At 32.0% G+C, this 26,652-nt stretch carries 28 protein-coding genes and 1 riboswitch; of the genes, 23 read left to right on the forward strand and 5 right to left on the reverse strand.

Annotated features, from left to right (window positions below; genetic code table 11):
• Positions 1–27 precede the first annotated feature (27 nt).
• Complete coding sequence (gene proC / locus LQ598_RS02015; RefSeq protein ID WP_016913042.1) at positions 28–843, reverse strand: pyrroline-5-carboxylate reductase; 816 nt, start codon at positions 841–843, stop codon at positions 28–30.
• A gap of 138 nt (positions 844–981) precedes the next feature.
• Here proC and LQ598_RS02020 point away from each other — a divergent pair, with 138 nt between their 5' ends.
• A complete protein-coding gene (locus LQ598_RS02020; protein WP_107537348.1) occupies positions 982–1,737 on the forward strand; it encodes an SDR family NAD(P)-dependent oxidoreductase in 756 nt (251 codons plus the stop codon).
• A 135-nt stretch (positions 1,738–1,872) separates the two neighbouring features.
• The gene (locus LQ598_RS02025; RefSeq protein ID WP_107559390.1) at positions 1,873–2,055 is read left to right on the forward strand and encodes a hypothetical protein; all 183 of its coding nucleotides are present in this window, start codon (positions 1,873–1,875) and stop codon (positions 2,053–2,055) included.
• 431 nt (positions 2,056–2,486) lie between these two features.
• Here LQ598_RS02025 and LQ598_RS02030 read toward each other — a convergent pair whose 3' ends face one another.
• On the reverse strand, positions 2,487–3,398 hold the full coding sequence (locus LQ598_RS02030; RefSeq protein ID WP_107537350.1) for an aldo/keto reductase: 912 nt from the start codon (positions 3,396–3,398) through the stop codon (positions 2,487–2,489).
• Between the two features lie 76 nt (positions 3,399–3,474).
• Between LQ598_RS02030 and LQ598_RS02035 the strand changes: the two genes are divergently transcribed.
• From LQ598_RS02035 to LQ598_RS13750, 4 genes are all read left to right on the forward strand, one after another.
• On the forward strand, positions 3,475–4,017 hold the full coding sequence (locus LQ598_RS02035; protein WP_016912375.1) for an NUDIX hydrolase: 543 nt from the start codon (positions 3,475–3,477) through the stop codon (positions 4,015–4,017).
• Positions 4,018–4,117: 100 nt separating this feature from the next.
• A complete protein-coding gene (fur, locus tag LQ598_RS02040; protein ID WP_016912376.1) occupies positions 4,118–4,558 on the forward strand; it encodes a ferric iron uptake transcriptional regulator in 441 nt (146 codons plus the stop codon).
• Between the two features lie 92 nt (positions 4,559–4,650).
• Positions 4,651–5,565, forward strand: a complete 915-nt coding sequence (gene xerD, locus LQ598_RS02045; protein WP_016912377.1) for a site-specific tyrosine recombinase XerD — start codon at positions 4,651–4,653, stop codon at positions 5,563–5,565.
• Positions 5,552–5,674, forward strand: a complete 123-nt coding sequence (locus LQ598_RS13750) for a hypothetical protein (protein ID WP_016912378.1) — start codon at positions 5,552–5,554, stop codon at positions 5,672–5,674. The genes xerD and LQ598_RS13750 overlap by 14 nt, the downstream gene beginning before the upstream one ends.
• On the opposite strand, the gene LQ598_RS02050 is transcribed toward LQ598_RS13750, so the two are convergent.
• The gene (locus LQ598_RS02050) at positions 5,664–6,167 is read right to left on the reverse strand and encodes a DUF309 domain-containing protein (protein ID WP_107537393.1); all 504 of its coding nucleotides are present in this window, start codon (positions 6,165–6,167) and stop codon (positions 5,664–5,666) included. The genes LQ598_RS13750 and LQ598_RS02050 overlap by 11 nt on opposite strands.
• Before the next feature lie 97 nt (positions 6,168–6,264).
• Here LQ598_RS02050 and LQ598_RS02055 point away from each other — a divergent pair, with 97 nt between their 5' ends.
• From LQ598_RS02055 to LQ598_RS02095, 9 genes are all read left to right on the forward strand, one after another.
• A complete protein-coding gene (locus tag LQ598_RS02055) occupies positions 6,265–6,999 on the forward strand; it encodes a segregation and condensation protein A (protein WP_016912380.1) in 735 nt (244 codons plus the stop codon).
• On the forward strand, positions 6,986–7,543 hold the full coding sequence (gene scpB / locus LQ598_RS02060) for an SMC-Scp complex subunit ScpB (RefSeq protein WP_016912381.1): 558 nt from the start codon (positions 6,986–6,988) through the stop codon (positions 7,541–7,543). The genes LQ598_RS02055 and scpB overlap by 14 nt, the downstream gene beginning before the upstream one ends.
• 2 nt (positions 7,544–7,545) lie before the next feature.
• Complete coding sequence (locus tag LQ598_RS02065; RefSeq protein WP_016912382.1) at positions 7,546–8,283, forward strand: pseudouridine synthase; 738 nt, start codon at positions 7,546–7,548, stop codon at positions 8,281–8,283.
• 114 nt (positions 8,284–8,397) lie between these two features.
• Positions 8,398–8,934 carry a thiol-disulfide oxidoreductase ResA gene (gene resA, locus LQ598_RS02070; protein WP_016912383.1) on the forward strand — a complete coding sequence of 179 codons (537 nt, stop codon included), beginning with the start codon at positions 8,398–8,400 and terminating at the stop codon, positions 8,932–8,934.
• Between the two features lie 13 nt (positions 8,935–8,947).
• Complete coding sequence (gene resB / locus LQ598_RS02075) at positions 8,948–10,591, forward strand: cytochrome c biogenesis protein ResB (protein ID WP_107559388.1); 1,644 nt, start codon at positions 8,948–8,950, stop codon at positions 10,589–10,591.
• Complete coding sequence (gene ccsB, locus LQ598_RS02080) at positions 10,584–11,801, forward strand: c-type cytochrome biogenesis protein CcsB (RefSeq protein ID WP_016912385.1); 1,218 nt, start codon at positions 10,584–10,586, stop codon at positions 11,799–11,801. The genes resB and ccsB overlap by 8 nt, the downstream gene beginning before the upstream one ends.
• A 27-nt stretch (positions 11,802–11,828) precedes the next feature.
• Positions 11,829–12,536: a response regulator transcription factor gene (locus LQ598_RS02085; protein ID WP_107537185.1), complete on the forward strand. Its 708-nt coding sequence runs from the start codon at positions 11,829–11,831 to the stop codon at positions 12,534–12,536.
• The gene (locus tag LQ598_RS02090; RefSeq protein ID WP_107559387.1) at positions 12,536–14,275 is read left to right on the forward strand and encodes an ATP-binding protein; all 1,740 of its coding nucleotides are present in this window, start codon (positions 12,536–12,538) and stop codon (positions 14,273–14,275) included. Before LQ598_RS02085 ends, LQ598_RS02090 begins: the two co-directional genes overlap by 1 nt.
• Positions 14,276–14,353: 78 nt before the next feature.
• Positions 14,354–14,489, forward strand: a riboswitch (FMN riboswitch).
• 77 nt (positions 14,490–14,566) lie between these two features.
• Positions 14,567–15,115, forward strand: a complete 549-nt coding sequence (locus LQ598_RS02095) for an ECF transporter S component (RefSeq protein WP_016912388.1) — start codon at positions 14,567–14,569, stop codon at positions 15,113–15,115.
• 845 nt (positions 15,116–15,960) lie between these two features.
• Here LQ598_RS02095 and LQ598_RS02100 read toward each other — a convergent pair.
• Positions 15,961–16,209, reverse strand: coding sequence for a ferredoxin (locus LQ598_RS02100; protein ID WP_016913182.1), 249 nt, complete (start codon positions 16,207–16,209; stop codon positions 15,961–15,963).
• Positions 16,210–16,343: 134 nt separating this feature from the next.
• Here LQ598_RS02100 and LQ598_RS02105 point away from each other — a divergent pair, with 134 nt between their 5' ends.
• The 5 genes from LQ598_RS02105 (at position 16,344) to LQ598_RS02125 (ending at position 22,252) form a co-directional block, all read left to right on the forward strand.
• Positions 16,344–17,264 (forward strand): helix-turn-helix domain-containing protein, encoded by a 921-nt coding sequence (locus LQ598_RS02105; protein ID WP_237727752.1) that lies wholly within the window; start codon positions 16,344–16,346, stop codon positions 17,262–17,264.
• Positions 17,251–18,624: a RecQ family ATP-dependent DNA helicase gene (locus LQ598_RS02110; RefSeq protein WP_107559379.1), complete on the forward strand. Its 1,374-nt coding sequence runs from the start codon at positions 17,251–17,253 to the stop codon at positions 18,622–18,624. The genes LQ598_RS02105 and LQ598_RS02110 overlap by 14 nt, the downstream gene beginning before the upstream one ends.
• A 92-nt stretch (positions 18,625–18,716) precedes the next feature.
• The gene (locus LQ598_RS02115) at positions 18,717–20,402 is read left to right on the forward strand and encodes a LysM peptidoglycan-binding domain-containing protein (RefSeq protein ID WP_107559378.1); all 1,686 of its coding nucleotides are present in this window, start codon (positions 18,717–18,719) and stop codon (positions 20,400–20,402) included.
• 24 nt (positions 20,403–20,426) lie between these two features.
• Positions 20,427–21,068 carry a CBS domain-containing protein gene (locus LQ598_RS02120; RefSeq protein ID WP_016912113.1) on the forward strand — a complete coding sequence of 214 codons (642 nt, stop codon included), beginning with the start codon at positions 20,427–20,429 and terminating at the stop codon, positions 21,066–21,068.
• A gap of 197 nt (positions 21,069–21,265) precedes the next feature.
• Positions 21,266–22,252, forward strand: a complete 987-nt coding sequence (locus LQ598_RS02125; protein ID WP_016912114.1) for a YpdA family putative bacillithiol disulfide reductase — start codon at positions 21,266–21,268, stop codon at positions 22,250–22,252.
• 43 nt (positions 22,253–22,295) lie between these two features.
• Here LQ598_RS02125 and LQ598_RS02130 read toward each other — a convergent pair whose 3' ends face one another.
• On the reverse strand, positions 22,296–23,264 hold the full coding sequence (locus tag LQ598_RS02130) for an asparaginase (RefSeq protein WP_016912115.1): 969 nt from the start codon (positions 23,262–23,264) through the stop codon (positions 22,296–22,298).
• Between the two features lie 74 nt (positions 23,265–23,338).
• Here LQ598_RS02130 and cmk point away from each other — a divergent pair, with 74 nt between their 5' ends.
• From cmk to der, 3 genes are all read left to right on the forward strand, one after another.
• Complete coding sequence (gene cmk, locus LQ598_RS02135; protein WP_016912116.1) at positions 23,339–23,992, forward strand: (d)CMP kinase; 654 nt, start codon at positions 23,339–23,341, stop codon at positions 23,990–23,992.
• Between the two features lie 78 nt (positions 23,993–24,070).
• Positions 24,071–25,228 (forward strand): 30S ribosomal protein S1, encoded by a 1,158-nt coding sequence (rpsA, locus tag LQ598_RS02140; protein ID WP_016912117.1) that lies wholly within the window; start codon positions 24,071–24,073, stop codon positions 25,226–25,228.
• 112 nt (positions 25,229–25,340) lie between these two features.
• Positions 25,341–26,651, forward strand: coding sequence for a ribosome biogenesis GTPase Der (gene der / locus LQ598_RS02145; protein WP_016912118.1), 1,311 nt, complete (start codon positions 25,341–25,343; stop codon positions 26,649–26,651).
• Position 26,652: the final 1 nt, after the last annotated feature.

Consider the following 26,652-nt stretch of genomic DNA (forward strand, 5'->3'; position numbering starts at 1 on the left):
TCGAGTATACTTTCATCGTTTTTTTAATTAATCTTCTTCAGCTTCTGCAAGTTCGATACTTCTTTTAACTGCTGCATTTAAACAATCTAAGAAAACTGCTTCAATATCATGATTGCTTAAAGCATTTAATCCAGCTTGAGTTGTACCACCTTTAGATGTGATGTTTTTACGTAATTGATCCATTTTTAAATCAGAACGTTCAATCATTTTACCTGTACCGATAATTAATTCTTTAATAGATTCTTCGACCTGAGATTGCTCAATACCAAGTTTAGTACCAGCGTTTACGTATTGTTCGAATACATGATATAAAAATGCTGGGCCACTGCCTGTAATTGCAGTTACTTGATGTAAATGATCTTCTTTTACTTCTAACGCAGTACCGAATGCTTCAATTAACGTCAATACTTCTTGTTTAGAATTTGGACCAAAGTTCGTTGAGAAACTAATGCCAGTAACCGAATGACCTACATGCGCATTAGTATTTGGCATAATGCGTGCAATTGGGTTATCAACTTGTAGATGTTCTCTAATATAACTGATAGGTAAACCAGCCATAATAGATATAAATTTATTGTCATTCGTGATATAAGGTTTAATACGTTCAGCTAATTTTAAAAAGTCATAAGGTTTAGTACTTAAGAAAACATAATCAGCATCTTTTAACAATTCTGCATCATCATAGCTATAACTTACGCCTAATGATTCATGATAACCTTCTAATACTTCTAAATTTGATTTGTTCGTTAAATAAATATTTTCCGGTTCAATTGATTTACTGTTAACGATTCCAGTAAAAATTGCATTTGCCATATTACCAGAACCATAAAAAACTATTTTCATAATAAAACCACTCACTTCCTTGAGAATTCATTTTAATTATAAAGTAATTAAACCTTATGTCAAAAATGCTTGTATATAGTTTAGTAGTTAAAAAATGTATGATACATTAAATACAATAATCAAAAAAGGATGATATTGATGATAGGAAAACATTACATACTTACAGGGGCAACAGGTGATTTAGGAGAAAGTATCATACGAGCACTCGATAAACATGGTGCTTATGTATCCATTATTGTTAGAAATAAAGAAAAAGCAAATATGTTACAAACTAAATATAAAAATATAAAAGATGTACATATAATAGACATGAACGATATCACACAAATTAATCAATTCTCATTAAATAAAAAGAATAAATATGATGGCGTGATTAATAATGCTGGATTAGGCTATTTTAAATCAAACGAAAATCACACTCATGAAGAAATTAAAGAAATCTATAATATCAATCTCGTAAACTTGATACTGTTATTAAACAAAATAACACCATTTTTAAAAAGAGGCGGCTCAGTAGTCAATATATCTTCAATATCATCGAAAGTAACAACGCCATACGCGAGTCATTATGCAGCATCTAAAGCAGCACTTAGCAGTTTTACGAACTCATACAGATTGGAAAGAGAAGATTTACATGTATTAACCGTTAATCCTGGACCATTTGAATCACAATTTCACGTAAAAGCAGATCCAACAGGAACATTTCAAGATCTCACAAATCATATTCAGATTAATATAGAGCAATTAGGAGAACAAATTATCGAAGGCATAATTAAAAAGAAAACAGAAATTAACAACCCTCGATGGATGGACTTCGGTTTGAGAATTTATCAATTAGCACCACGAACATTTGAGCAGTTATTTAAAAAAGCATTTCTAAGCAAGAAAATATAAAGTTTATAAAAATGAGATTGGGACAGGAACGATTCGGACGTTCTATGTTGCTTGTTTGATGAGTCTTGCAACATACAGGGCTTCTATGTTGCTTGTTTGTATCCGACTTATTACATAGACATTAAGGAGTTAAAAATGGAAGTGTTATTTATGATTATCGTAATCATTTTATTGACAATAGGAATAGGATTGTTCTTTAATTATTTAATAAATCCAGTAGATAAACGTATACCTTTTAGAAAAATAGTATTTGTAGGTTTTATATTAGGAATTATTATTAGTTTATTTTTCTATTTGGATCAAATAATTAGTTTATAGATTTTAGGGCTAACTTCACGTAGTGATCTGTTAGCCCTATTTTTATTTTTTAACGATTTTGTAAAGTGCTGACGCCCGGGGGAATAGTATGAGTGAGAGACTACAGGCTCGAACCATACCCCAGGCAAGCATGCACGAACAAAATCGTAAGATTTTAAAACATAGCAAGCTATTTACTAAAAAAACAGTAGCGTGAGTTGAGCATGTATCTCATATTGGTTTTGTAAAGTGCTGATACTTGGAGGAATAGTATGAGAGAGACTACAGGTTTGAAACATACCCCAAGGCAAGTATGCACTTTCAAAATCGTAAGATTTTAAAACATATCAAGCTATTTCATAAAAAATAACAACTCATTTCTAGCTGAATACATCAGTGAAATGAGTTGTTATTTATTTTGAGTTGGGATTTATCTCTCGAATTTTTTATTGCTATGATAAATGATTTGTATATTCTAAATTCTTAACAATCGATCTTGCATGCTTAATTTGCTCTTCTGTCAATGTTTCGTGATAGTTTTGAATACTATCTACTAACTGTTTTGGTGAACTTGCGCCTGTAATGATTGATCCTAGTGCATTGAATGATTTCAAATAGTTGAATGTAACGGCTGATAAATTGTCATATTCACTGTTGAGTTTAGAAATCGTATCTGTTAAATCGCTATAGTTGTAATCTAGTAATCCATCTTTGAATTTCTTTTCAAGGACTTCTGTAGATTTGCTTGTTAATAAGCCTTTAGATACTGGTCCTCTTGCTAATACTTTCACACCGTGTTGATCGATTTGTTCTAATAAATCTTCTGGTCTATTATCTAAAAGGCTAAACTGCATCATAATTGTTTCGATATTACTATTTTTTAAATAATAATCGATAACATTTGGTCGAATAGATGAAATACCATATGCCTTAATTAATCCTTCTTCTTTTAATCTTTCGAAAGCTTCAATTGTTTCATCTTTGTTATCTTCTATTGTACCGCCGTGTAACATATATAAGTCTAATTGTTCTAAATCCAATCTTTGTAATGATTTTTTCACACTACGCATAATATGTTCTTTTGAAGGGTCCCAATAATGTTCTTTTGTTTCTTTGTTAAAATGGTTTCCAACTTTTGAGCCAATAACAATGTCATTTTGATTTTGATATTTCTTTAAAAGTTTACCTACTATTTTTTCGTTTTCACCGTAATCATATAAATCTGCTGTATCAAAATATGTGATGCCTTGTTGAACCGCTTCATCAATGATTGTTTCAGCGTGATTCACATCTGTTCCTAAACTCATACATCCTAAACCAACTTCAGAAATTTCTATACCACTTTTTAATGTATTTTTTTGCATATTGAAGCTCCTTTCGCTACACTTTATATATTAAGTTTAGCAGATTAATTATTTAAATGAAAAGAGGGGCACTTGAATGAAACTAACAGAAGAAACGATATCGAAAGAAGTTATATATAGTGGAAGCATTATTGACCTTGAAAAACATAAAGTCCAATTACCGAATGGCAATACAAGTGAACGAGAAATTGTTTTACATAATGGTGCAGTATCAGTACTTGCAATTACACCTGAAAACGAAGTAATAGTAGTCGAACAATTTAGAAAAGCGATGGAAAAGACATTAATCGAAATTCCAGCTGGAAAGTTAGAAGTTGGAGAAGAACGAGAAAGTGCTGCAAAACGAGAATTAGAAGAAGAAACAGGATATATTGCTGATAAATTGGAGCTTATCGGTGAAGTATATGGTTGTCCGGGATTTTGTAATGAAAAAGTGAGTATATACATAGCTAAAGATTTGAAAGAAGGTAAAGTTAATTTAGATGAAGACGAATTTTTACATTTAAGTAAAATTCCAATAGACAATATTAAGTCGTTGTTATTATCTCAAGAGATAGAAGATGCTAAAACAATGATTGCTTTTCAATACTTGTTATTAAATTATAATCATTCTAAATAATGCGATATTTTTTCTTGCTTTTTTCACGGATTATTGGTACTTTAGTATACGAATACAATTCTAATTGATAATGATTTTATTTAAGAAAGAAGGTGTCAAGTTGGAAGAACGTATACAACGTGTGAAAGAGCAGTTACACAAAGCTTCCTACAAATTAACGCCGCAAAGAGAAGCGACAGTTAGAGTACTACTTGAGAATGAAGCCGATCATTTAAGTGCAGAGGATGTTTACTTAAAAGTTAAAGATAAGGCACCTGAGATTGGATTAGCAACTGTTTATCGCACACTTGAGCTTTTAGCTGAACTAAAAGTAGTCGATAAAATTAACTTTGGTGACGGGGTTGCGCGATTTGATTTAAGAAAAGAAGGCGCAAAGCATTTCCATCATCATATGGTTTGTATGGAATGTGGCGCAGTTGATGAAATTGAAGAAGATTTATTAGAAGATGTTGAGCGTCGTGTTGAGAAAGAATTTAACTTTAAAATTTTAGACCATCGATTAACTTTCCATGGTGTTTGTCATAGATGTCGTGAAGAATAAATCTATATATTGACGTTACTAAATGAAGTTACATACTGATTTTAGTGATGTCTTTTTTTATGGTAAAATAATGACAACAATGAGGTGAGTCAATGGATCAAGTCATAAATGAATTTATAGATTTTATCAGGTTAGAAAAAGGATTAAGTCAAAATACTATTCAATCTTATAATCGCGATTTAACGCAGTATAATCAATATATAAAGAAAAAGAAAATTAGTCATATAGATAATATTGACCGTATTGTGATTCAGAAATATTTTGCTCATTTGAAAGAAGAGGGAAAATCTTCAAAAACGATTGCTAGATTAGCAGCGACCATTAGAAGTTTTCATCAGTTTGCAATAAGAGAGAAATATGCAGTTAAAGACCCAACAATTTTAATTGAAACGCCAAAATACGAGCAAAAGCTTCCAGATGTTCTAAGTGAAGAAGAAGTTAATCAATTATTAACCTTTACACATATTACAAATGAGAGAGATGAACGTGATAAAGCAATGCTTGAGTTGCTATACGGAACTGGCGTCAGGGTTACAGAACTCATTCAATTAAAAGTTGAAGATGTTAATTTAACGATGGGATTTATAAGAGTGTTCGGTAAAGGGAACAAAGAACGAATTGTTCCTTTAGGAGAACATTTAATGGGAATATTGAAGTATTATGTTCAAGAAGTGAGACCGAATTTATTAAAGAAACAAGTCACAGATGTTTTGTTTTTAAATGCTAGAGGTGGCGCTTTATCTCGCCAAGGATTTTGGAAAATATTAAAGAAAATTGGACTGGAAAAAGGCATCACTAAAACGTTAACACCTCATACATTAAGACATTCATTTGCGACACACTTGCTAGAAAATGGTGCAGACTTAAGAGCTGTTCAAGAAATGTTAGGACATTCAGACATTTCAACAACTCAACTCTACACACATATTTCTAAAAAACAAATACGAGATATGTATTTGAATTACCATCCACGGGCAAGAAAGGAGCATAAACATGAAGAAGAATAACCACAATGATGAGTCACAGAATAACGAATCAAAAAAATATAGAACATTAGCTGTTCTATTAACGTTTGTTATCGTATGGGGGCTTGTTTATTGGCTGTTTATAGTTTAGAGTGACGTTGGTTAAATGCTGACATTCGGCTTTCTATAACTTCTGTTCTGTCTCTAAGTAAATGATGATGCTTAATATAGTCCGAAACATCCATATTATAATTGAATTCAAAGTCATCATATGCACTTTCTAAAGCTTGGTAGCATGCATTTGTTAATGGGAGCTGTATATTGCGATATGCTTCACCTTGCGCTATACGCATCATTTCAGAATTGATAATGGATATATAAGGTGTTCTTTCAATACCTAAATGATCAAAGTCATCATTGTATTCTGCAATTTGTAATGATTTTTTATAAGTTTTAAGAGCGCCTTTAACATTACCGCGTCTATAGTGATAGCATGCAGTAGAAAATAATATTAAACTTACGATCGCATCATTTTTACTAAAACGTGTTTGATCTTTCCAATGTTCTTCTAATATATCGTGACATTCAAAGTAATGTCTTAAGACATGGAAGTGATAATGAAATGACATAACTTGTGTTTCCATTTTTAATCCCTCTCAGCATAGAATCTTTATACGTAATCATGGTATAATAATTTTTAGGTTTATGCACGTAAAAGGAATAGAAATGAGGAAGTTTTAAATGTATGAAGTGAAACTTGATGCCTTTGAAGGACCTTTGGATTTGTTACTTCATTTAATACAGAAATACGAAATTGATATTTATGATATTCCAATGAAGGAACTGACTGAACAATATTTAAGTTATATACATCAAATGAAGATATTAGAAATAAATGTGGCAAGTGAATATTTAGTTATGGCTTCAGAGTTATTAATGATAAAAAGTAAATTATTGCTACCTACACAACCTTCAGATATCGATGAATTTGAAGATGATCCAAGGGACGATTTAGTTAAACAGTTAATAGAATATCAAAATTATAAAGAATATGCAGAATTATTAAATCTTAAAAAGAACGATAGAGAACAAATATTTATTAAAAAACCTGCAGATTTATCTAAATTTGAAGAAATGCATGATAAACGTGCACCTTTAGATTTGGATATGACTGATTTAATTATTGCTTATCAACGTACTAAAAGGAGACAAAGGTTCAATCAACCACAGCATGTAACCGTAAATGAGGATAGTTATACGATTGAGATGGCGACTACAACCATTCATAAACAACTTTCTCAACGTAAAAGCTATAACTTTTTTGAAACTTTGCCACCAAATTTAACGACAAATGTATTAGTAACAATGTTTTTGGCAATATTAGAAATGATGAGATTAAGACAAATTGATGTTTTTCAGCAATATCAGTTTGGGGAAATAACTATAAATCGAGGCGTGAACTATGTCAGTGAGTAAATTAGGATTATTAGAAGGTTTATTATATTCATTAGGTGATGAAGGTATTGAAAGAAATCAATTGTGTGAATTACTAGAAATTACGCCATCACAGTTGAAAGATATGGCTGCTGAATATGAAAGAGAAACATTGCAAATTATATTTTATGGTAACAAATGTATTCTAACGGCTAAACCCATTATGCATGAATATCTAGAAAAATTGATGATTGAGAATATGAATACAAAATTATCACAAGCAGCTTTAGAAACTTTATCAATTATTGCATATAATCAGCCTGTAACAAGAAGTGATATTGAAGTGATACGAGGTGTGAATTCAGATGCATCTGTCAAAACTTTAATCGCTAAAGGTGTCGTAGAATCTAAGCACAATGATCAATCTAGGAGTCAATTACTCTATACAACAGATTATTTTTTAAATGTATTTGGGCTTACTTCTTTAGACGATTTACCTAAATCAACAAACGAAGAAAATGAACAAGAAGAAATGGATTTGTTTTTTAGTAGCATGAACGAAAAACAAAATAATGAGGAGCAATAAATATGAGCGAAGAATTAGATAGATTACAAAAGGTAATCGCGAAAAGTGGATATACTTCACGTAGAAAAGCAGAAAAATTGATTGAAGAAGGACTCGTTTATGTCAATTCTAAACAAGTTACAGAACTAGGTACTAAAGTAAGAGATTCAGATTATATTGTAGTTGAAGGTATTCCTTTAGAAATGCCTAATAAACTTTATATTCTGTTCCATAAACCAACAAAAGTCATTACAAGTGTATCTGATGATAAAGGAAGAACAGTTGTTACTGATTTCTTCAAAGATATTAAGGCGAGAATCTTCCCTGTAGGTCGTTTAGATTATGATACTTCAGGTTTACTCATTTTAACAAATGATGGAGAATTCACTAATTTAATGACACATCCACGTTATAAAATTCAAAAAAAATACGTTGCTAAATTAAAAGGATATTTATTAAGAGAAGAAGTTAAGCAGCTTGAAAAAGGGATACAACTTGAAGATGGTGTAACACAACCTGCGATTGTTAAGGTGAAGAGTCAAGATAAAGAACGAAATGTAACGCATGTAGAATTAACAATTACAGAAGGTAGAAATAGACAAGTTAGAAGAATGTTTAGTCATTTTGGACATGAAGTTGTCAAACTATCAAGAGTAGAATACGGTCCTTTAAATTTAAAAGGCTTAAATGCAGGACAAGGTAGAACGTTATCACCACATGAAATAAAAGTATTAAGACATTTAGCACAAGACGGCAAATAAATTGTAAACGTTCACAATAATGCCACTAATCTGCTTTTTAGTCATGATATACTAAACAAAACACCATAACATTGTATATGTATGGTTTTTTTATTGTGTTAGGGAGGATAATAAATGAAGAAAAAACAGAAGTCTATACTCCAAATTATTATTACGGCAGTTATTCTTCTCGCAATTATATTTACGGTATGGTCTAGCCTTACTAAAGATCATGATAAAATTGCTCAAGTAGGAGATGACGCGCCACTATTTGAACTTGAAACGATTGATGGTAAAAAAGTAAATTTAAAAGATTTACGTGGTAAAGGCGTATTAATCAACTTTTGGGGAACTTGGTGTGAGCCTTGTAAACGTGAAATGCCTGAACTAGAAAGACAATATCAAAATTACAAAGACAAAGGCGTAGAGGTCGTTGCTATACATGTTAGAAATAATCCGCAACAAATCAAACAATATTTAAGTTCATTAAAAGAAACACCTACATTTAATGTAGCGATGGATAATGATAATTTGGTAACGGATGCTTATGGTGTAAACCCATTACCTACAACTATAACTGTAGATAAAGATGGTAAAGTGAAATCTAAGCATACTGGTGAACTTTCTAAGAAACAAATCATTAAAGAAATGGAAATGGTCAAAGTGAAATAGAGGGGGATTAAAGGTGAGCAACAAGCAAATAGTATGTGAGTGCGGGCATAAGAACCCAGAAGGAACTCAACTCTGCTTAAACTGTGGTCGCTTAATAAATGACGACTATGATAAGAAAAAGACAACCGACGTAATGCGTTATGATGGACAAGCAATACGTTCAAAGACTAAAAACAGAACGATTTTAGATCGTGTTTGGAATTTCTTTGCTTCAGTTAAGACGGGCGTTACATTACTTGTATTAACTGTTATAGCTGCATCAATAGGTACGATATTCCCTCAAGAATATTTTATCCCTATGAATGTTAATCCAGAACAATATTATTATGAACATTATGGTTCATTAGGTTTACTTTATTATAAATTAGGTATTCATAATTTATACAGCTCTTGGTGGTTTTTAATTTTACTAGGTTTAGTGGCGTTCTCAATCATTACTTCTAGTATAGACAGAGGGATACCATTACATAAATCTTTGAAAAATCAAAGGACGAAAAAGCACAACTCATTTTATAAACGTCAAAGATTAAATATGACAACTCAAGATCAAGTCGACTTAGAGGGTATTGGTAAATCATTTAAGAATAAAAGATATAAAGTAAAACAAGATGGTAATCATTTACTCCTTGAAAAGGGTCGCTTGTCTAGATATGGTCCGTACATAAATCATACAGGTCTTATCATTTTACTATTTGGAGCAATGCTTAGATTTTTACCAGGTTTTTATTTAGATGAAATGCTTTATGTTAAAGAAGGTGAGACAAAACCTGTCCCTGGTACTGATAGAGCATACTATATAAAAAATAATGACTTTATATATGAAGAATATAATCAGAAATCTCAATCTAATTCCAATCCGGAATCAATTGATCCTAGTTTAAATAAAATTGCTAAAAATTATGAAACTAAAGCAACACTATATGAGAATGACAAACAAGATGTTATTGGTTCAAATGAGAACTTAAAAGCAGTTGCTTCAGATTCTATTAAAGTTAATCACCCCTTAACATATGATCATTTGCAATTTTATCAAAGTAGTTTTGATAATTCTTCATTAAAAGAAATGACTTTTAATTTGAAAACGAAAGATGGAAAAGCATTAGGTCAATCATTTACGGTTAATTTAGAAAGTCCAAAAAAAGAATATAAACTTACGGACGACCTAACTGTTAAATTAAGAAGTTACGCGCCGGATTATGAAAAAATAGAAAATGGTGTATTAGCTACTAAATCACCAAATCCAAATAATCCTGCTTTTGTGTTTGAAGTGACTAAAAAGGGTGAAAAATCTGAATTTAGTTTCTTAAGAATTAAAGAGTCACAAGATATATCTAAAGGTAATCAATATGATGTTAAGTTTGCGAATGCTACCAATCAATGGGCAACAGTATTAGCAGTTAAAAAAGATTTAACGCTACCGATTTTATTTACTGGATTTGTTATATTCTTAATAGGCTTAGCAGTAGGTTCATACATTAATCATAGACGTATTTGGATTAATACAGATAAAGGTGAATTTAATATTGCAGGTCATACAAATAAGAATTACTATGGATTTAGTAAAGAGATTAATCAAGTACTAGATAAACATCAAATTACCCATATTAAAGATACAAAAGAAGACATACACGAAAGCAAGGAGGCAAATAATGGATAAAGATCTCATTTTAAATATAAGTAATATCAGTTTATATTCTGCATTTATATTATATTTAGTAGCAGTTGTACCATTTTCATTTTCAGTACGTTCTTCTAAAAATAGAAGCGCGAAAATTGGTGTAGCATTAACAGCTATTGGTTTTGTATTACAAATCATATACTTTATTACAAGATGGATTGCTGCAGGACATGCGCCAGTAAGTAATATGTATGAATTTTTAACAATGTTTGGAATCATGATGGTAGGTGGTTTTCTTGTCATTTATTCAATATACAAAACACCTATTCTTGCACTGTTTGTTTTACCAATCGCTATGCTGCTTATAGCGTATGCAAGTATGTTTTCTAGAGATGTTTCACCATTAATTCCTGCATTACAATCTAGCTGGTTAGCGATACATGTTATTACAGTAACGATTTCTTACGGTATTTTATCAATAAGCTGTGTTGCTGGTTTGATTTATTTATTTGCAGCAGTTAGCCCGAAAGAAAAGTCTATACATAGTTTCTTTGTTGAAGTGATTATGTATTTCGTTATTATCATAATCGGTTTTATTTTAACTACGGTGGTTATGAAAGATATTGCAGGATACGACGACACGTACTTCTTTATAGATAAGAACGATAATAATTCCGTTCAACATTATCATTTACCTGCATTTGTAACACAACAAGATAGTCTGCTCGTGGATCATGTATCAGGAAGTGATTATGAACCAATCGAAAGAACGGATATATTAAGTTGGAGTAAAATTGAATTACCTGCAGTTATAAATGCTCAAAAATTAAATACAGTGATTTGGTCGATTGTTATTGGCTCGGTCTTATATGGTATACTGAGATTGATTTTAAAAGGAAAAACATTGTTCAGTCTTATAAAACCATTGACGAAAAGAGTCAATCTATCCTTAATGGATGAAATCGGATATCGAGCAGTAATTATTGGATTCCCTCTATTTGCACTTGGTGGTATTTTATTCGCTAGTATCTGGGCTCAAATGGCTTGGAGTAGATATTGGGGATGGGATCCTAAAGAAGTATGGGCGCTCATCACATTCTTGTATTATGCGATATTCCTGCATTTAAGATTAGGTAAAGGCTGGGAAGGTCGAAAATCGGCATGGTTAGCTGTTGGCGGCCTTGCAATTATACTATTTAATGTTATTGCAGTTAATTTAATAGTAGCTGGTTTACATTCTTATGCTTAAAAAATGCTAGAAGGGAGTTCAGCAAGTATGACAGACCGTATTTTAGTTGTAGATGATGAAGATAGAATTCGCAAGTTAGTAACAATGTACCTTGAAAGAGAAGGTTATGAAACAGATGAGGCTGAGAATGGAAAAATCGCCTTAGATAAAGCTTTAAACGAAGATTATGACTGTATATTGTTAGACTTAATGTTACCCGAAATAGATGGTATTGAAGTATGTAAAAGAATTAGAGAAACAAAGTCAACACCTATTATTATGCTGACTGCTAAAGGCGAAGAAAATAATAGGGTAGAAGGATTTGAAATTGGAGCAGATGATTACATAGTAAAACCGTTCTCTCCAAGAGAAGTTGTCTTGCGTGTAAAAGCGTTATTAAGACGCACGACAAATCATTCAATGGTTAATCAAACTAATACAGCGAAAGATTTAATTGTATTTGAAAATCTTGTCATTGATAATGATGCACATCGTGTATTAGCTGATCATAAAGAAGTGAATTTAACGCCTAAAGAGTATGAATTATTATTGTATTTAGCAAAATCACCAGATAAAGTATTTGATAGGGAACAACTCTTAAAAGAAGTATGGCATTATGAGTTCTACGGAGATTTAAGAACAGTTGATACCCATGTAAAAAGGTTGCGTGAAAAGTTAAATCGCGTTTCAGAAGAGGCTGCGCAAATGATTCATACAGTGTGGGGCGTAGGTTATAAATTTGAGGTTCCTGAGTAATGAATCGATTAAATAGTGTTGTTGTAAAACTGTGGTTATCTATTATATTAATAGTAACGACAGTTTTACTTTTATTAAGCGCTTTTCTCATAACTTTTTTGCAATCATACAATACTTCCAATACAGGTGAGAACTTATACAATAATGCCAGTAAAATAGAACGGCTACTTCTTAATTCACATGAGAAAGAACATGTGATTGATTATGCTAAAGAACTAATTGAAGATCCAGCAGGACTTATTATCATTAAAAACAATCAAGATTTAACGAAACAATCTGACGATCCACTAAAAGATGTCATGATTGATGAAATTAGAACAAATCATGCTTTTGACAAAGTTTTTAACAAGGATAAACATGTATTAAAAGAAATCAATTTGTCATTCAATGGCGAAAAGCACACCTATATTTTATTAGGTTATCCATCGCAAGCTTTTCAAACAGATGAAGCGGGTATATTTTTATTCCAAGATATCAATACCATTAAAGAAGCTCAAAATGTCGTGACGCTCAGTATTTTAGTTTCTGCAATTATATTATTAGTTGTCAGTACAGTATTTGCATTTTTCCTTTCAAATAGAATTACTAAACCGCTCATTCAACTTAAACACGCTGCTTTTAAAGTTGCGAAAGGACATTATACAGAGAAAGTTCCTATTTATACGCGTGACGAAATTGGAGAACTAGGTTTGGCATTTAATAAAATGAGTAAAGATATTAGAACGAATATTGATGATGTTAAATCCAAAAATAACATTCAAGAAAAACTCATAAATTCTATGATTGATGGTGTGCTCGGTATAAATGATAAAAATGAAATCATTATATCTAATTCCAAAGCCGATTCATTCTTAAAAGAAGTTAAAGAATATCAACATGTAGATATTTCAATTCAAAGAAATGAAACATTTAAAGAGAAAAACACTCAATTCTTTGAGTATGAAGTAGGTCATAAATATTATGTTGTAATATCAACATACATTGACAGCATACAAAATGATGGTTCGTCTGGAATTGTTGTTATCATTCGAGATATGACTGAAGAACACCATATGGATCAAATGAAAAAAGACTTTATAGCAAGTGTTTCACATGAGTTAAGAACACCTATTTCTATGTTGCAAGGTTATACAGAAGCTATCGTTGATGGTGTAGTGACAGACAAGAAAGATGTAGATGATTTTCTATTTATCATTTTAGATGAGTCTAAAAGGTTAAGCAGACTCATTAACGAACTATTAGAAGTTGCGAAAATGGATGCTGAAGGTATTAAAGTTCATCTAGATAAATTTGAAATATCGACACTCATCAATAAAATAGATACTAAATTTTTACCACAAGCACGAGAAAATGGCTTGAATTTAAACGTAAAACATATTGGCGAAGCTATTAATTGGTACGGTGATAGTGATAGAATCGAGCAAATATTAACGAATTTAATTGATAATGCTGTAAGATATACGCATCAGAAAGATTCAATTGACGTTATATTCGATGACACACAAGAAGAAGATTTTGTAATCACTGTTCAAGATACAGGAGTCGGTATTGCGAAAGAACATTTAGAACAGATTTTTGATCGATTTTATAAAGTGGATGCATCACGTACAAGAGGTAAACATGGTACCGGACTTGGATTGTTTATCGTACAAAAGATTGTCGATGCTCATGATGGTACGATAAATGTGACAAGTGAACAAGGAAAAGGCACGATATTTATAATTACTTTACCTAAATAAATAAATTATGAGTCGTTTTAATGAAAGTTTTTTAGTATTGTGCTAATATATGAATCATAAAAATAAAATTTAATAAAAATTCATCTTCGGGGTTTGGTGTAATTCCATACCGGCGGTTATAGCCCGCGACCCAATACATATGTTTATATGTGTATTGGCTGACTTAGTGAAAATCTAAGGCCGACAGTTAAAGTCTGGATGGGAGAAGATGGAGGAAAAGATCTAGTTTATGCTAGGTTTATTTGCTATTGCTTTCCTCCTATTCTTACGAGATGAATAGGAGGAGTTTATATGTCTAACGATAACAAAACAAAACGCTTACTCACTGTAAGTATGCTTATTGCAATCAGCTTTATTTTAATGTTTTTAAAATTTCCATTGCCATTTTTACCACCATATTTAACGATGGATTTCAGCGATGTGCCAGTACTTGTGGCGACATTTGCATTTGGCCCAGTATCAGGAATATTAGTTGCATTATTTAAAAATGTATTAAACTTTTTAATCGTATCACATGAACCAATCGGAAATACGGCTAACTTTTTAGCTTCAGTTTGTTTAATTATACCAACATACTATTTTTACCGTATTAAAAAATCTAAACTGTTCATGGGTTATGGTTTAATAACAGGTGTCATATTGATGACTGTATTTATGAGTTTAATGAACTATTTTGTATTATTACCTTTATACGGTCAAATCATGAACTTAGCAGATCTTGCACATAATTTAAAAATGATTGTATCTGCAGGTATCATTCCATTCAATTTAATAAAAGGTATTGTGATTTCAGTCATATACTTAATCATCTTTGATAAACTCAAAACAATTATAAAATAAATTAAAACATATCACGCTACTGAATTTTCTCAGTAATAGCGTGATATGTTTCTTTATTTTGAGGATGATATCTTCTGGGTCTTCGTTGATTTGCCCGTTGAATTTATCAAGTCAGGTCCCACATGATAAATAGAGTTGTTGATTTTATCAAGTCAGGGCTCACATGATAAATAGAGCCGTTGATATTATCAAGTCATGGCTCACATGATAAATAGAGCCTGTGAATTTATCAAGTCAGGCTTCACATGATAAATAGAGCCGTTGAATTTATCAAGTCAGGCTTCACATGATAAATAGAGCTGTTGATTTTATCAAGTCAGGCCCCACATGATAAATAGAGCCTGTGAATTTATCAAGTCAGGCTTCACATGATAAATAGAGCCCGTGAATTTATCAAGTCAGGCTTCACATGATAAATAGAGCCGTTGATATTATCAAGTCAATCTCCACTTGATAAATAGAAGCCATGATATTATCAAGTCAGGCTTCACATGATAAATAGCAAAGAGCGTAAATTCTTCAATAAACAGAAATTTACGCTCTTTTTTTATATTGGTAGCCATTAAAGCTAAACCAATTTATGTACTTTATATTTCACCCGATTTCAACTATTTTCTCCACGATTTTGTAAAGTGCTGACGCCCGGGGGAATAGTATGCCGCGCGCGACTATAGTCTCGAACCATATTCATAAGGCAAGCATGCACTTTCAAAATCGTAAGATTTTAAAACATACCAAGCTATTTCATAAAAAATAACAACTCATTTCTAGCTGAATAAATCAGTGAAATGAGTTGTTATTTTTTTATGAGCAAAGGAATGATTCCCAAGCTTTATTAATCTATATTATTCGAATTTAAGTGCGTCTCCGTCAAACGATTCATCTGCTATTTTAATTGAATCTGTTGGACAACCTTCGAAAGCATCTTCCATATCTTCGAGTAATTCTTCTGGGACAGCTTCGATTCCCTTATTGTCGTCTAATATTACGTAGGCGATTCCCTCATCGTCATAATCATATATATCGGGGGCAGCTGCTCCACATGCACCACACGCGATACATGTATCCATATCTACTATTGTGTATTTAGCCAAAATTTTCGCCTCCTTTAAAAAACATGCTACACTTATTATACATACTTATTTTAGTGATAACACATATATTTTTCAACATTTTTATATTAAATGAGGTGATTGATTTGCAAGACATAATTATGAAAACCCTTTCTATGAAACACGAAAATAAAACGTATAAAAGTATTTATAATATTTTAACTGGAAAGAAAACACACCAAACATATTTTGATGCTACGATTGAGCATTTAAAATTATATTATGGTTGTTTACCTAACCTAAAATATGCGGATTTTGAAAAGGTTGTTGAACAACAAATAAATAAAGATTTGAAGCCGATTGTAGGTGACTATTTATACCATCAAGCCACACAAACAGTAGGCACTTTATTACTGTTAATTCAAATGGTTAGCCAGAGAAAACATGAACATTTCTCTTATCAACCCATTATTAATGATAAAACGATACAATTCAAGGCAAAAGAATTATACATATCTATTAAAGATGATAGTGAAAATCAATTTATAACAGAAGTTCATCACTTATTTGAAGATATGAATCAATTTTTTAATGAAATCTATGTTCATTACTTATTAGCAGGTTATCGAGAAACTCCATATACCACAGAACAAATAGCACTGTTAGAAGATATATCCATTATTAAATTAAAAGCGCATTTAGTGGAGGAATATCAATTTATACAAGTGACGCTGCAAAATGAAGACAAATACCCAATTTTATCTCAAATTAAATTTATGCCTAAGTTACATCAACAAACATTAACGACTTATCAATTATTAAATCAAACTTACGATATTGAAACATTAGCACGCTTAAAAAATGTTAAGTCGCATACAATTCATGATCATGTCATAGAAATGTATATTAAAGGTTATTTAACAGATAAAAACAAGTACATTGATGATGATAAATTTTTGGGATTTGTAAAAGTTTTTGAAGACAAGCCAAATCAAAATTTGAAATATTATTATGAAGCATTAGGTGAATTCACTTATTTTGAAATTAAATTAATGTATGTGATCTATGCAATGGAGGGATTGAATGTTACACAGTAAACTCAAACAATATTTTGGATATGAAACATTCAGAAATGGGCAAGAAGAAACTGTTCAAAATATACTAGATGGTCATGATGTATTAAGCATTCTTTCAACTGGTGCAGGTAAAAGTTTGTGTTATCAATTACCAGCTTATATAACGGGAGGTAGAGTTCTCATCATATCACCTTTAATTTCATTAATGGATGATCAAGTTGTACAAATGAAACTAAATGGAGAAAAAAATGCGGTAGCCATACATTCAGCATTATCAATTGATGAAAAGCGAGACATATTTAAATCTTTATCTCAGTATCAATTTATATTTTGTAGTCCAGAGTTCATTTATGAAGAGCATAATTTCAAACATTTCAAATCAATAGATTTTAAATATATCGTTTTAGATGAAGCACACTGTTTAAGTGAATGGGGATTTGATTTCAGACCACACTATGCACTCATTTCAAAAGTGACGCAATATTTTAATCATGCTCAAGTAATTGCGTTAACGGCAACATTAACGGATAAAATGGTGGAAGATATACAAGAAATTACGAAAAGAACATTCAAAATACATAAAGAAGGATTAAATCGTTCAAATATTATGTATCATCATTTTAACTTTGAGAGTGAAGAAGAAAAAGACAAATTTTTATTAAATGAAATAAAAGAAACAGGTCCTACCATCATTTACGTATCTTCAAAGAAAAAATGTCGCGAACTAGCTGATATTATTTATAAAGAAGGTTATTTAACGGGTATTTATCATGGTGATTTAGACTATCAAGAAAGAACAACAGTTCAAACGCAGTTTATTAACAATGATATCAAAATAATCGTAGCGACAAGTGCTTTTGGCATGGGTATAAACAAACAAGATGTTAGGACAGTTATCCATTACCATTTGCCAACATCTCCTTCTAAATATGTCCAAGAAGTTGGTAGAGCAGGGAGAGATGGTGAGCCGTCACAAGCATTAAGTTTTTTTACGTCGCGTGATTTATTAATTCTTAATCACTTGGCACATGATCATGGAATCGATTTAGATATGCTTAATTTATACGAACAAGGGTATCAGTTAAATGAGGAAGTTACGACGAATATTAAATTCCTTCTTGAGCTATATCCTTTCGAACAATTAAAAGATAAAATTCAAGCAGAACAAGATCAAAAATTAGCTGCATTTCATTATATGAAAAACTATATTCAAAGTAACTATTGTAGAAGAAGTTATTTAATGCAATATTTCAATGAATCTGTTAATCAAAAAGATAAATGCTGTGATAACTGTAACAATGTAAAGTTATTAAAATTACCGAACATTAAAGAAGTTAAACGAAGAATATCTTATCAAAATAGATTAAATGCAATATTTTAATAGGATTGCTTTACTTGATAAGTTGAACAGGGATATAATGAAGTATAATTCAATATATTTAAAATCAAAAAGATAATGATGAGGTGAGTTTATTGTCTAAAGATAATTTTAAAGACGAGTTTGAAAAGAGTCGTCAACCGATAGAACGACCTGAAGACAAGGTAAAGAAAGAAGAAGTAAACACCGAAGAGACGAACAATAATAGTCAATCTAATCGGAAAGAAGTAGAAGATTCAAAACAAGATAATAAGCAACAGCGTAAAAACGAACAAACGTATCCACCAAGAGGTGCATTAAGAAGACAACGTAGAAAAGAAGAGGCTAATAAACAGAAGAATAACGAAGATGTGAAGCAAGAACAAGAAATTAAAGAAGAACCAGCGACACCTAAACAAGATTCAAATAATAAAGCTGGTGCTGCTGGAATAGGCGCAGCAGGAGCAGCTGCAGGTGTTGGTGCTTCTAAACATAATGATAATAATAAAAAGCGTCCAAAAAAATCTTTAACTGACAAACCTGAACAAAAGGTTGAACAACAGAAGTCAGAAAATGATAATAAAGGCAAAAAAGCTGCAGTAGCAGGTGGAGCCGGTGCAGTTGGCACAGGAGCCGCAGCTTCAGCAGCCAATAAAGGTCATAAAGATCAAAATAACCAAAATAAGCAAGAAAGCAATAAGAATGATAACAAAGATAAATCGAACAAGAAAAATGGCGCAGCAGTAGCAGGCGGAGCTGGTGCAGTTGGTGCAGGAGCGGCAGCTTCAGCAGCCAATAAAGGTCATAAAGACCAAAATAACCAAAATAAGCAAGAAAACAATCAGAATGATAACAAAGATAAATCGAACAAGAAAAAAGGCGCAGCAGTAGCAGGCGGAGCCGCTGCAGTTGGCGCAGGAGCTGCAGCTTCAGCAGCCCATAAAGGTCATAAAGACCAAAAAAATCAAAATAAGCAAGAAAACAATCAGAATGATAATAAAGATAAATCGAACAAGAAAAAAGGCGCTGCCGCTGCTGGCGTAGGTGCTGCAGGTGCAGCCGGTGCAGGAGCTTCCGGTGGAGGCACACCGCCTAATGGTGGTAATAGTGGACAGAGTGGTAATAATGGAGACGATGGTAATTCTAGCAAGTTTAAAAAAGCTTTAATACCGATAATAGCTGCCATTCTTATCTTAGGGGCTCTGGCAATATTCCTTGGCATGTACTTAAATGGTACCAATAAAGACAATGGTAAAGAAATTGCCGAAAAAACTGAACAAACTAACAGTGATACTAAGAAAAAAGCGGATGAACAAGCAGAGAAAGAAAGAGCTAAAAAAGATGAAGAGAAGAAAGCAGAAGATAGCGATAAGCAATCAAATGATTCAGATAAAAATAGCGACTCAAGCGCTTCTAGCGAATCATCTGAAAACTCATCTGAAAACTCATCTGAAAATAGCACGAATGAAAATGGATCAGATGAACAAAATAATCAAACTGATCAAAATCAAAACAGCGACAATAGTGTAAATCAATATAACGAAAATGCTGAAAATGAAGATGTTCAAAATGCCGCACAAGATGCAGCAAATAATCAAACTGATCAAAATGCACAAAGTAATCAAAACCAAAATCAAAATCAATCACAACAAGCACACACTGTAACAGGTAAAGAAAACTTATATCGTATCGCTATTCAATATTACGGTAGTGGTTCACCTGAAAACGTAGATAAAATCAGACAAGCAAATGGTATTTCTGGCAATGAATTATCTCAAGGTCAGAATTTAGTAATACCATAGACATAAACTAAAGGGGATGGATTTATGTATTTAACGAATATAATGATATCGAAAGAAAAGTGTTATATTGCTCATCCGAAAGATACGATTCACTCAGCGTTGGATAAGTTAGAACATCACGGGATTGATGGTTTACCAATCGTTGCTGATGGAAAGTATATTGGTATGATTACAAGATATAGTATTTTTAGACATTATTTCTTTAAAAAAGAAAATGTAACGAGAGATGAATTTATTGATGATACATTGATTGAAGAAATCTTAACTTTAGACTTACACTCTTTAAATGAAAATAAACTTGTTGAAGAGTCACTTCTAAACTTGCAAGATTTCCCAATTCTTGCCGTCGTCAATGACGATAAAGATTTTCTAGGTATCGTTACAAGATACGATGTAATGGAGCAATTTAAATCAGCTTTTGGTATGAAACAAAAAGGTGTTAGAATCGCTATTACATCAGTGGAAGCTGAAGGTAGAATTAAACGACTATCAAGCATTATAGCAAAACACAAATTAAATACGATTTCATTTGTAACATTTGATGAGACGGACAAAATGTATCGAAGAATGATTATTAAAGTAGAAAAATCGAATAATATTGATAAGTTTATCAAGTACTTATCTAAAAATGGATTTAAAGTTCTTGATGTAACTGAAGAAGTATAATTTTATAACATGATGTTCAATTAACTATTAAACTGCCAACGAAGACAAAATCTTTGTTGGCAGTTTTTTTTATGCTCATAACAACTGCTATATATGATGTCATGCTAGTGTGTTTATCTGAAATTATGTATCAATTCATTTTACTAATCTCTCTTTATTGATATAATGATTGAGGATATTATAAGGAGTGAAGGTACATGCAAGAATATGAAAGTTTAATAATCGGTGGAGGTCCTTGTGGTTTAAGTGCTGCAATTGAACAAAAGAGAAGAGGCATCAATGCAGTAGTCATTGAAAAAGGTAATGTAGTAGATGCAATTTATAATTACCCAACTCACCAAACCTTCTTTTCTTCAAGTGATAAACTCGGTATCGGTGATGTGCCGTTTATCGTTGAAGACTTAAAGCCTAAAAGGAACCAAGCACTCGTTTATTATAGAGAAGTTGTTAAACATCATCAGATTGATGTAAGAACATTTGAAGAAGTGTTAGCAGTTAAAAAAGTAGATAATAGATTTTTAGTTTCAACTACTAAACAAACTTACAAAGTAAGATTTTTAACGATTGCTACTGGGTATTATGGACAACCTAATGAATTAGAAGTAGAAGGTCAAGAGTTAAGTAAAGTCATGCATTATTTTAAAGAAGCGCATCCTTATTTCAATCAAGACGTTGTGATTGTTGGCGGGAAGAATTCAGCAGTAGATGCTGCAATTGAGTTAGAGAAAGCTGGAGCAAATGTAACAGTTCTTTATCGTGGATCAGAGTATTCTAAGAGTATAAAACCATGGATATTACCTAACTTTGAATCACTTGCGAATCACGAAAAAATTACGATGCATTTTAATAGTGAAGTAGAACGTATAGACGAAGATACCTTAACTTTTTCTAAAGAAGGAAAATCTCACACAATTAAAAATGATTTCGTTTTTGCTATGATCGGCTATCACCCTGATTATAAGTTTTTAGAATCATGTGGTGTTGAAACGATTACGAACGAATTTGGAACAGCACCTTCGTATAATAAAGATACGATGGAATCCAATGTTGAAAACTTATATATTGCAGGTGTTATTGCTGCAGGTAACGATGCCAACACTATTTTCATTGAAAATGGTAAGTTTCATGGCGGCACGATTGCACAAGATATAGACAGAAAGAAACAAACACCTTTAGAATCATAAAAAGATCCCTGTTATTTGCTCAGAAGCAATAACAGGGAATTTTTTATGCGAAATATTGTACTAAATCGTCTTTTGTTAATTGATTACTTAATCCTACAAGAAGTTTTAATCGAGCTTTTTGGCCATTTAAACCATTTGATAAAATAATGCCCATTTGTTGTAACTGGTAGCCGCCACCTTCATATGCGTATATACCACCAACAATACCGTTTAATGATCGTGAAACCATTACGACTGGTATATCAGCCTCTATTAAATGTTTGATGCCTTCTAACGCTGTTGGAGGCATATTTCCTTGACCGAGTGCTTCAATTATTAAACCATCGTATTTGTAGTCGACGAAAAAGTTTAATAAATCACTAGATAAATCCATATGTGCTTTTACAATACCAATTTTGATATTTGGATTGATTTCCGGATATTTCTTATAAGGAAATGGCTTATGATGGAATGAAACGTGTGTTTTTGTGACGCTTCCTATCGGTCCGTAATTAGGGCTTTGAAAAGTGCTTGTATTCGAAGTATGCGTCTTCGTAACATTTTTAGCGGTATGAATTTCATCATTAAATACAACCATGACGCCTTTATTTTGAGCGTCATCAGTTGAAGCAACTTTTAATGCCGAAACATAGTTATATAAACCGTCAGAACCAATTTCGTTGGAAGATCTCATCGCACCTGTTAAAATTATAGGTAACTCAGTATCTATTGTTAAATCTAACAAATAAGCTGTTTCTTCTAATGTATCCGTACCATGCGTGATAACAAATGCATCATATTCATTATTTTTGATTGATTCGCATATGATATTTTTCAATTTAATAATATATTGATTGTTCATATGTGGAGAAGGTACTTGGAATGGATTGATTTCTGTAATGTCACCTAGAGATTGTATAAACTGTTGATGTCTATGCATTGGATGCTCTGAGTTGGTTTCTACTTTACCTGTATCTTTATCTTCTGACATACTAATTGTTCCACCAGTATGTATAACTAAAATTCTCTTCATTTCTTTCCTCCTATTCATATGTTTATAATTTATGATAAAATATATAGGATTAAAGAACAAGAGAGGTTAATAAAATGAAGAAAATAAATATTGCAATAGATGGTCCAGCAGCAGCTGGTAAAAGTACAATCGCTAAATTAGTAGCGCAACAATTTAACATGATTTATGTGGATACAGGTGCTATGTATAGAGCGATAACACTTTATTACATTGAACAAGAATCTGAAGATTTTGACCGTCTTGTTAAAGAAATTGATTTGAAAATTGTATTAGATAATGGTCAACGCGTCATTTTAAATGGTAAAGATGTTTCAGAAAGAATAAGAGAAAATGACGTGACAGAAAAAGTTTCATATGTTGCCTCTAAAGAATCGGTTCGCACATTTTTAGTAGAACAGCAACAAAAGTTAGCGGATGAAAAAAATGTTGTAATGGATGGCAGAGATATTGGCACAACTGTGTTACCAGATGCAGAACTCAAAATATACATGATTGCATCTGTAGAAGAACGTGCAGTAAGACGTTTGAAAGATAATGAGTTAAGAGGCATTGAATCTGATTTAGAATTTTTAAAGGTTGATATTGAACGTCGAGATCAATACGATATGAATCGAGACATTTCACCTTTAGTTAAAGCTGAAGATGCAATAAGTATTGATACAACTGGTTTAACAATCGAAGAAGTGACAAATCAGATTACAGAACTAGCAAAAGACAAAATGGTCTAAATAGTTCGAATTCCTTGACAATTTAGCTTCATTATAAGAAGTTAATATTATGATATTTATTTAAAGGAGGCAATTTTGATGACGGAAGAATTCAACGAATCCATGATAAATGAAGTGCAAGAAGGTGACAAAGTAAAGGGTAGTGTACAGGCGATAGAAGATAAACATGTAGTAGTACACATAGTGGGTGGTAAATTTGATGGCATCATTCCAATCAGCCAACTGTCAACTCAACACATCGAAACAGCCAACGAAGTCGTCAATATTGGTGATGAAATCGAAGCGTTCGTAACTAAAATCGAACAAAATGAAGAAAGCGGTCACTATATATTATCTAAACGTAAATTAGATGAGAATTTATCATACGAAAAATTACAAACTATTCTTGATGAAGATGAAACAATTGAAGCTGAAGTAACTGAAGTCGTTAAAGGTGGCTTAGTTGTTGATGCTGGTATTAGAGGTTTCATACCTGCTTCATTAATTTCTGTTAATTATATCGAAGATTACTCTGATTATTTAGGTAAAGTATTAACACTTAAAATAGAAGAGTTAGATCAAACGAATAATAGAGTGATTTTAAGCCGTAAAAAGGTAGAACAAGAAGCTTTAAGTTCACAAAAAGAAGATTTACTTAACAATATATCTCAAGGGGATGTATTAGAAGGTAGAGTTGCTAGAATTGCTAACTTCGGTGCATTTATCGATCTAGGTGGTGTAGATGGCTTAGTACACGTATCTGAGTTGTCACACAATCATGTTAAATCACCTGAAGAAGTTGTTACTGTTGGAGAGACAGTAAAAGTTAAAGTACGCGCAGTAGATAGAGAAGCAGAAAGAATTTCTTTATCTATTAAAGATACTTTAGCAAGTCCGTTCGAACAAATTGATACGAATTTCACAGTTGGCGATATCGTACCAGGTAAAGTCGTTCGTTTAGCACAATTTGGAGCATTTGTAGAAATCGCGCCAGGATTACAAGGTTTGGTACACATTTCACAAATCAGCCATGAGCATATAGGAAATCCAGAAGAAGTGCTAGAAAAAGGACAAGATGTTCAAGTCAAAATATTAGCTATTGATAAAGATGAAGAAAGAATTTCATTATCAATTAAAGATACTATTGAACAAGAAACAGATTATGATGAATCTTATTTAAATCAAAGAGATACTGATGAGGATAATCCTACATTAGGCGATATTTTTGGAGATAAACTAAAAGATTTTAAATTATAATGATATAAAAAGCCATTCTAAATAAACTTTGAATGGCTTTTTTTAATTCCATAGGCTAAACTGACATGATATGTTAAAATAAAAAGGATTATGAATGAGAGGAAGTAGGTTTATGACGAAACCCATTATAGCAATTGTAGGTAAACCAAATGTAGGAAAATCTACAATTTTCAATAGAATTATAGGCGAGAGAGTATCAATTGTCGAAGATACACCTGGTATTACAAGAGACAGAATATATTCAAGTGGTGAATGGTTAACACATGACTTTAACTTAATTGATACTGGTGGAATTGACTTAGGTGATGAACCTTTCCAACAACAAATTAGGGCACAAGCAGAAGTAGCTATTGATGAAGCAGACGTTATTATCTTTATGGTAAATGGCCGTGAAGGTGTGACACAAGCAGATGAAATGGTAGCTAAAATACTATATAAATCAAATAAACCTGTCGTATTAGCAGTTAATAAAATTGATAATCCTGAGATGAGAAGTGAAATTTATGACTTTTATTCATTAGGTTTCGGCGAACCATTTCCAATTTCAGGTTCACACGGATTAGGCTTAGGAGATTTACTAGACGAAGCTGCTAGACACTTTCCTGAAGATACCGAACCTGAATATGATGATGAAACGATTAGATTATCACTTATTGGACGACCAAATGTAGGGAAATCTAGTTTAATAAATGCCATTTTAGGTGAAGAACGTGTTATCGTATCTCCAATTGCAGGTACAACTAGAGACGCAATCGATACTTTATATACTTATGACGAACAAGAGTATGTGTTAATAGATACAGCAGGTATGAGAAAAAAAGGTAAAGTATATGAAAATACCGAAAAATATTCAGTATTAAGAGCACTTAAAGCAATTGAAAGATCTAATGTAGTACTTGTTGTAATCGATGCTGATGACGGTATTATTGAACAAGATAAGAAAGTTGCAGGATATGCGCACGAAGCGGGTAAAGCAATTGTAATAGTAGTCAATAAATGGGACACAGTAGAAAAAGATTCAAAAACAATGAAAAAATTCGAAGAAAAAGTTAGAGATAACTTCCAATTCTTAGATTATGCACCAATTGCTTTTGTATCTGCTTTAGAAAAATCACGTTTGAAAACGTTATTCCCACTTATTACAATGGCAGATGAAAACCATCGTAAACGTGTACAAAGTTCTACTTTAAATGAAGTCATTACAGATGCTGTTGCGATGAATCCAACACCAACTGATAATGGTAGAAGATTGAATATTTTCTATGCAACACAAGTTGCTATTCAACCTCCAACATTTGTAATATTCGTGAATGATGCTGAATTAATGCACTTCTCTTATAAACGTTTCATAGAAAACCGTATAAGAGATGCGTTCGGTTATGAAGGAACACCAATTCATTTAATCTCAAGAAAAAGAAACTAAT

The organism is Mammaliicoccus sp. F-M27, assembly GCF_022387115.1.
Classification (GTDB): Bacteria; Bacillota; Bacilli; order Staphylococcales; family Staphylococcaceae; genus Mammaliicoccus; species Mammaliicoccus vitulinus.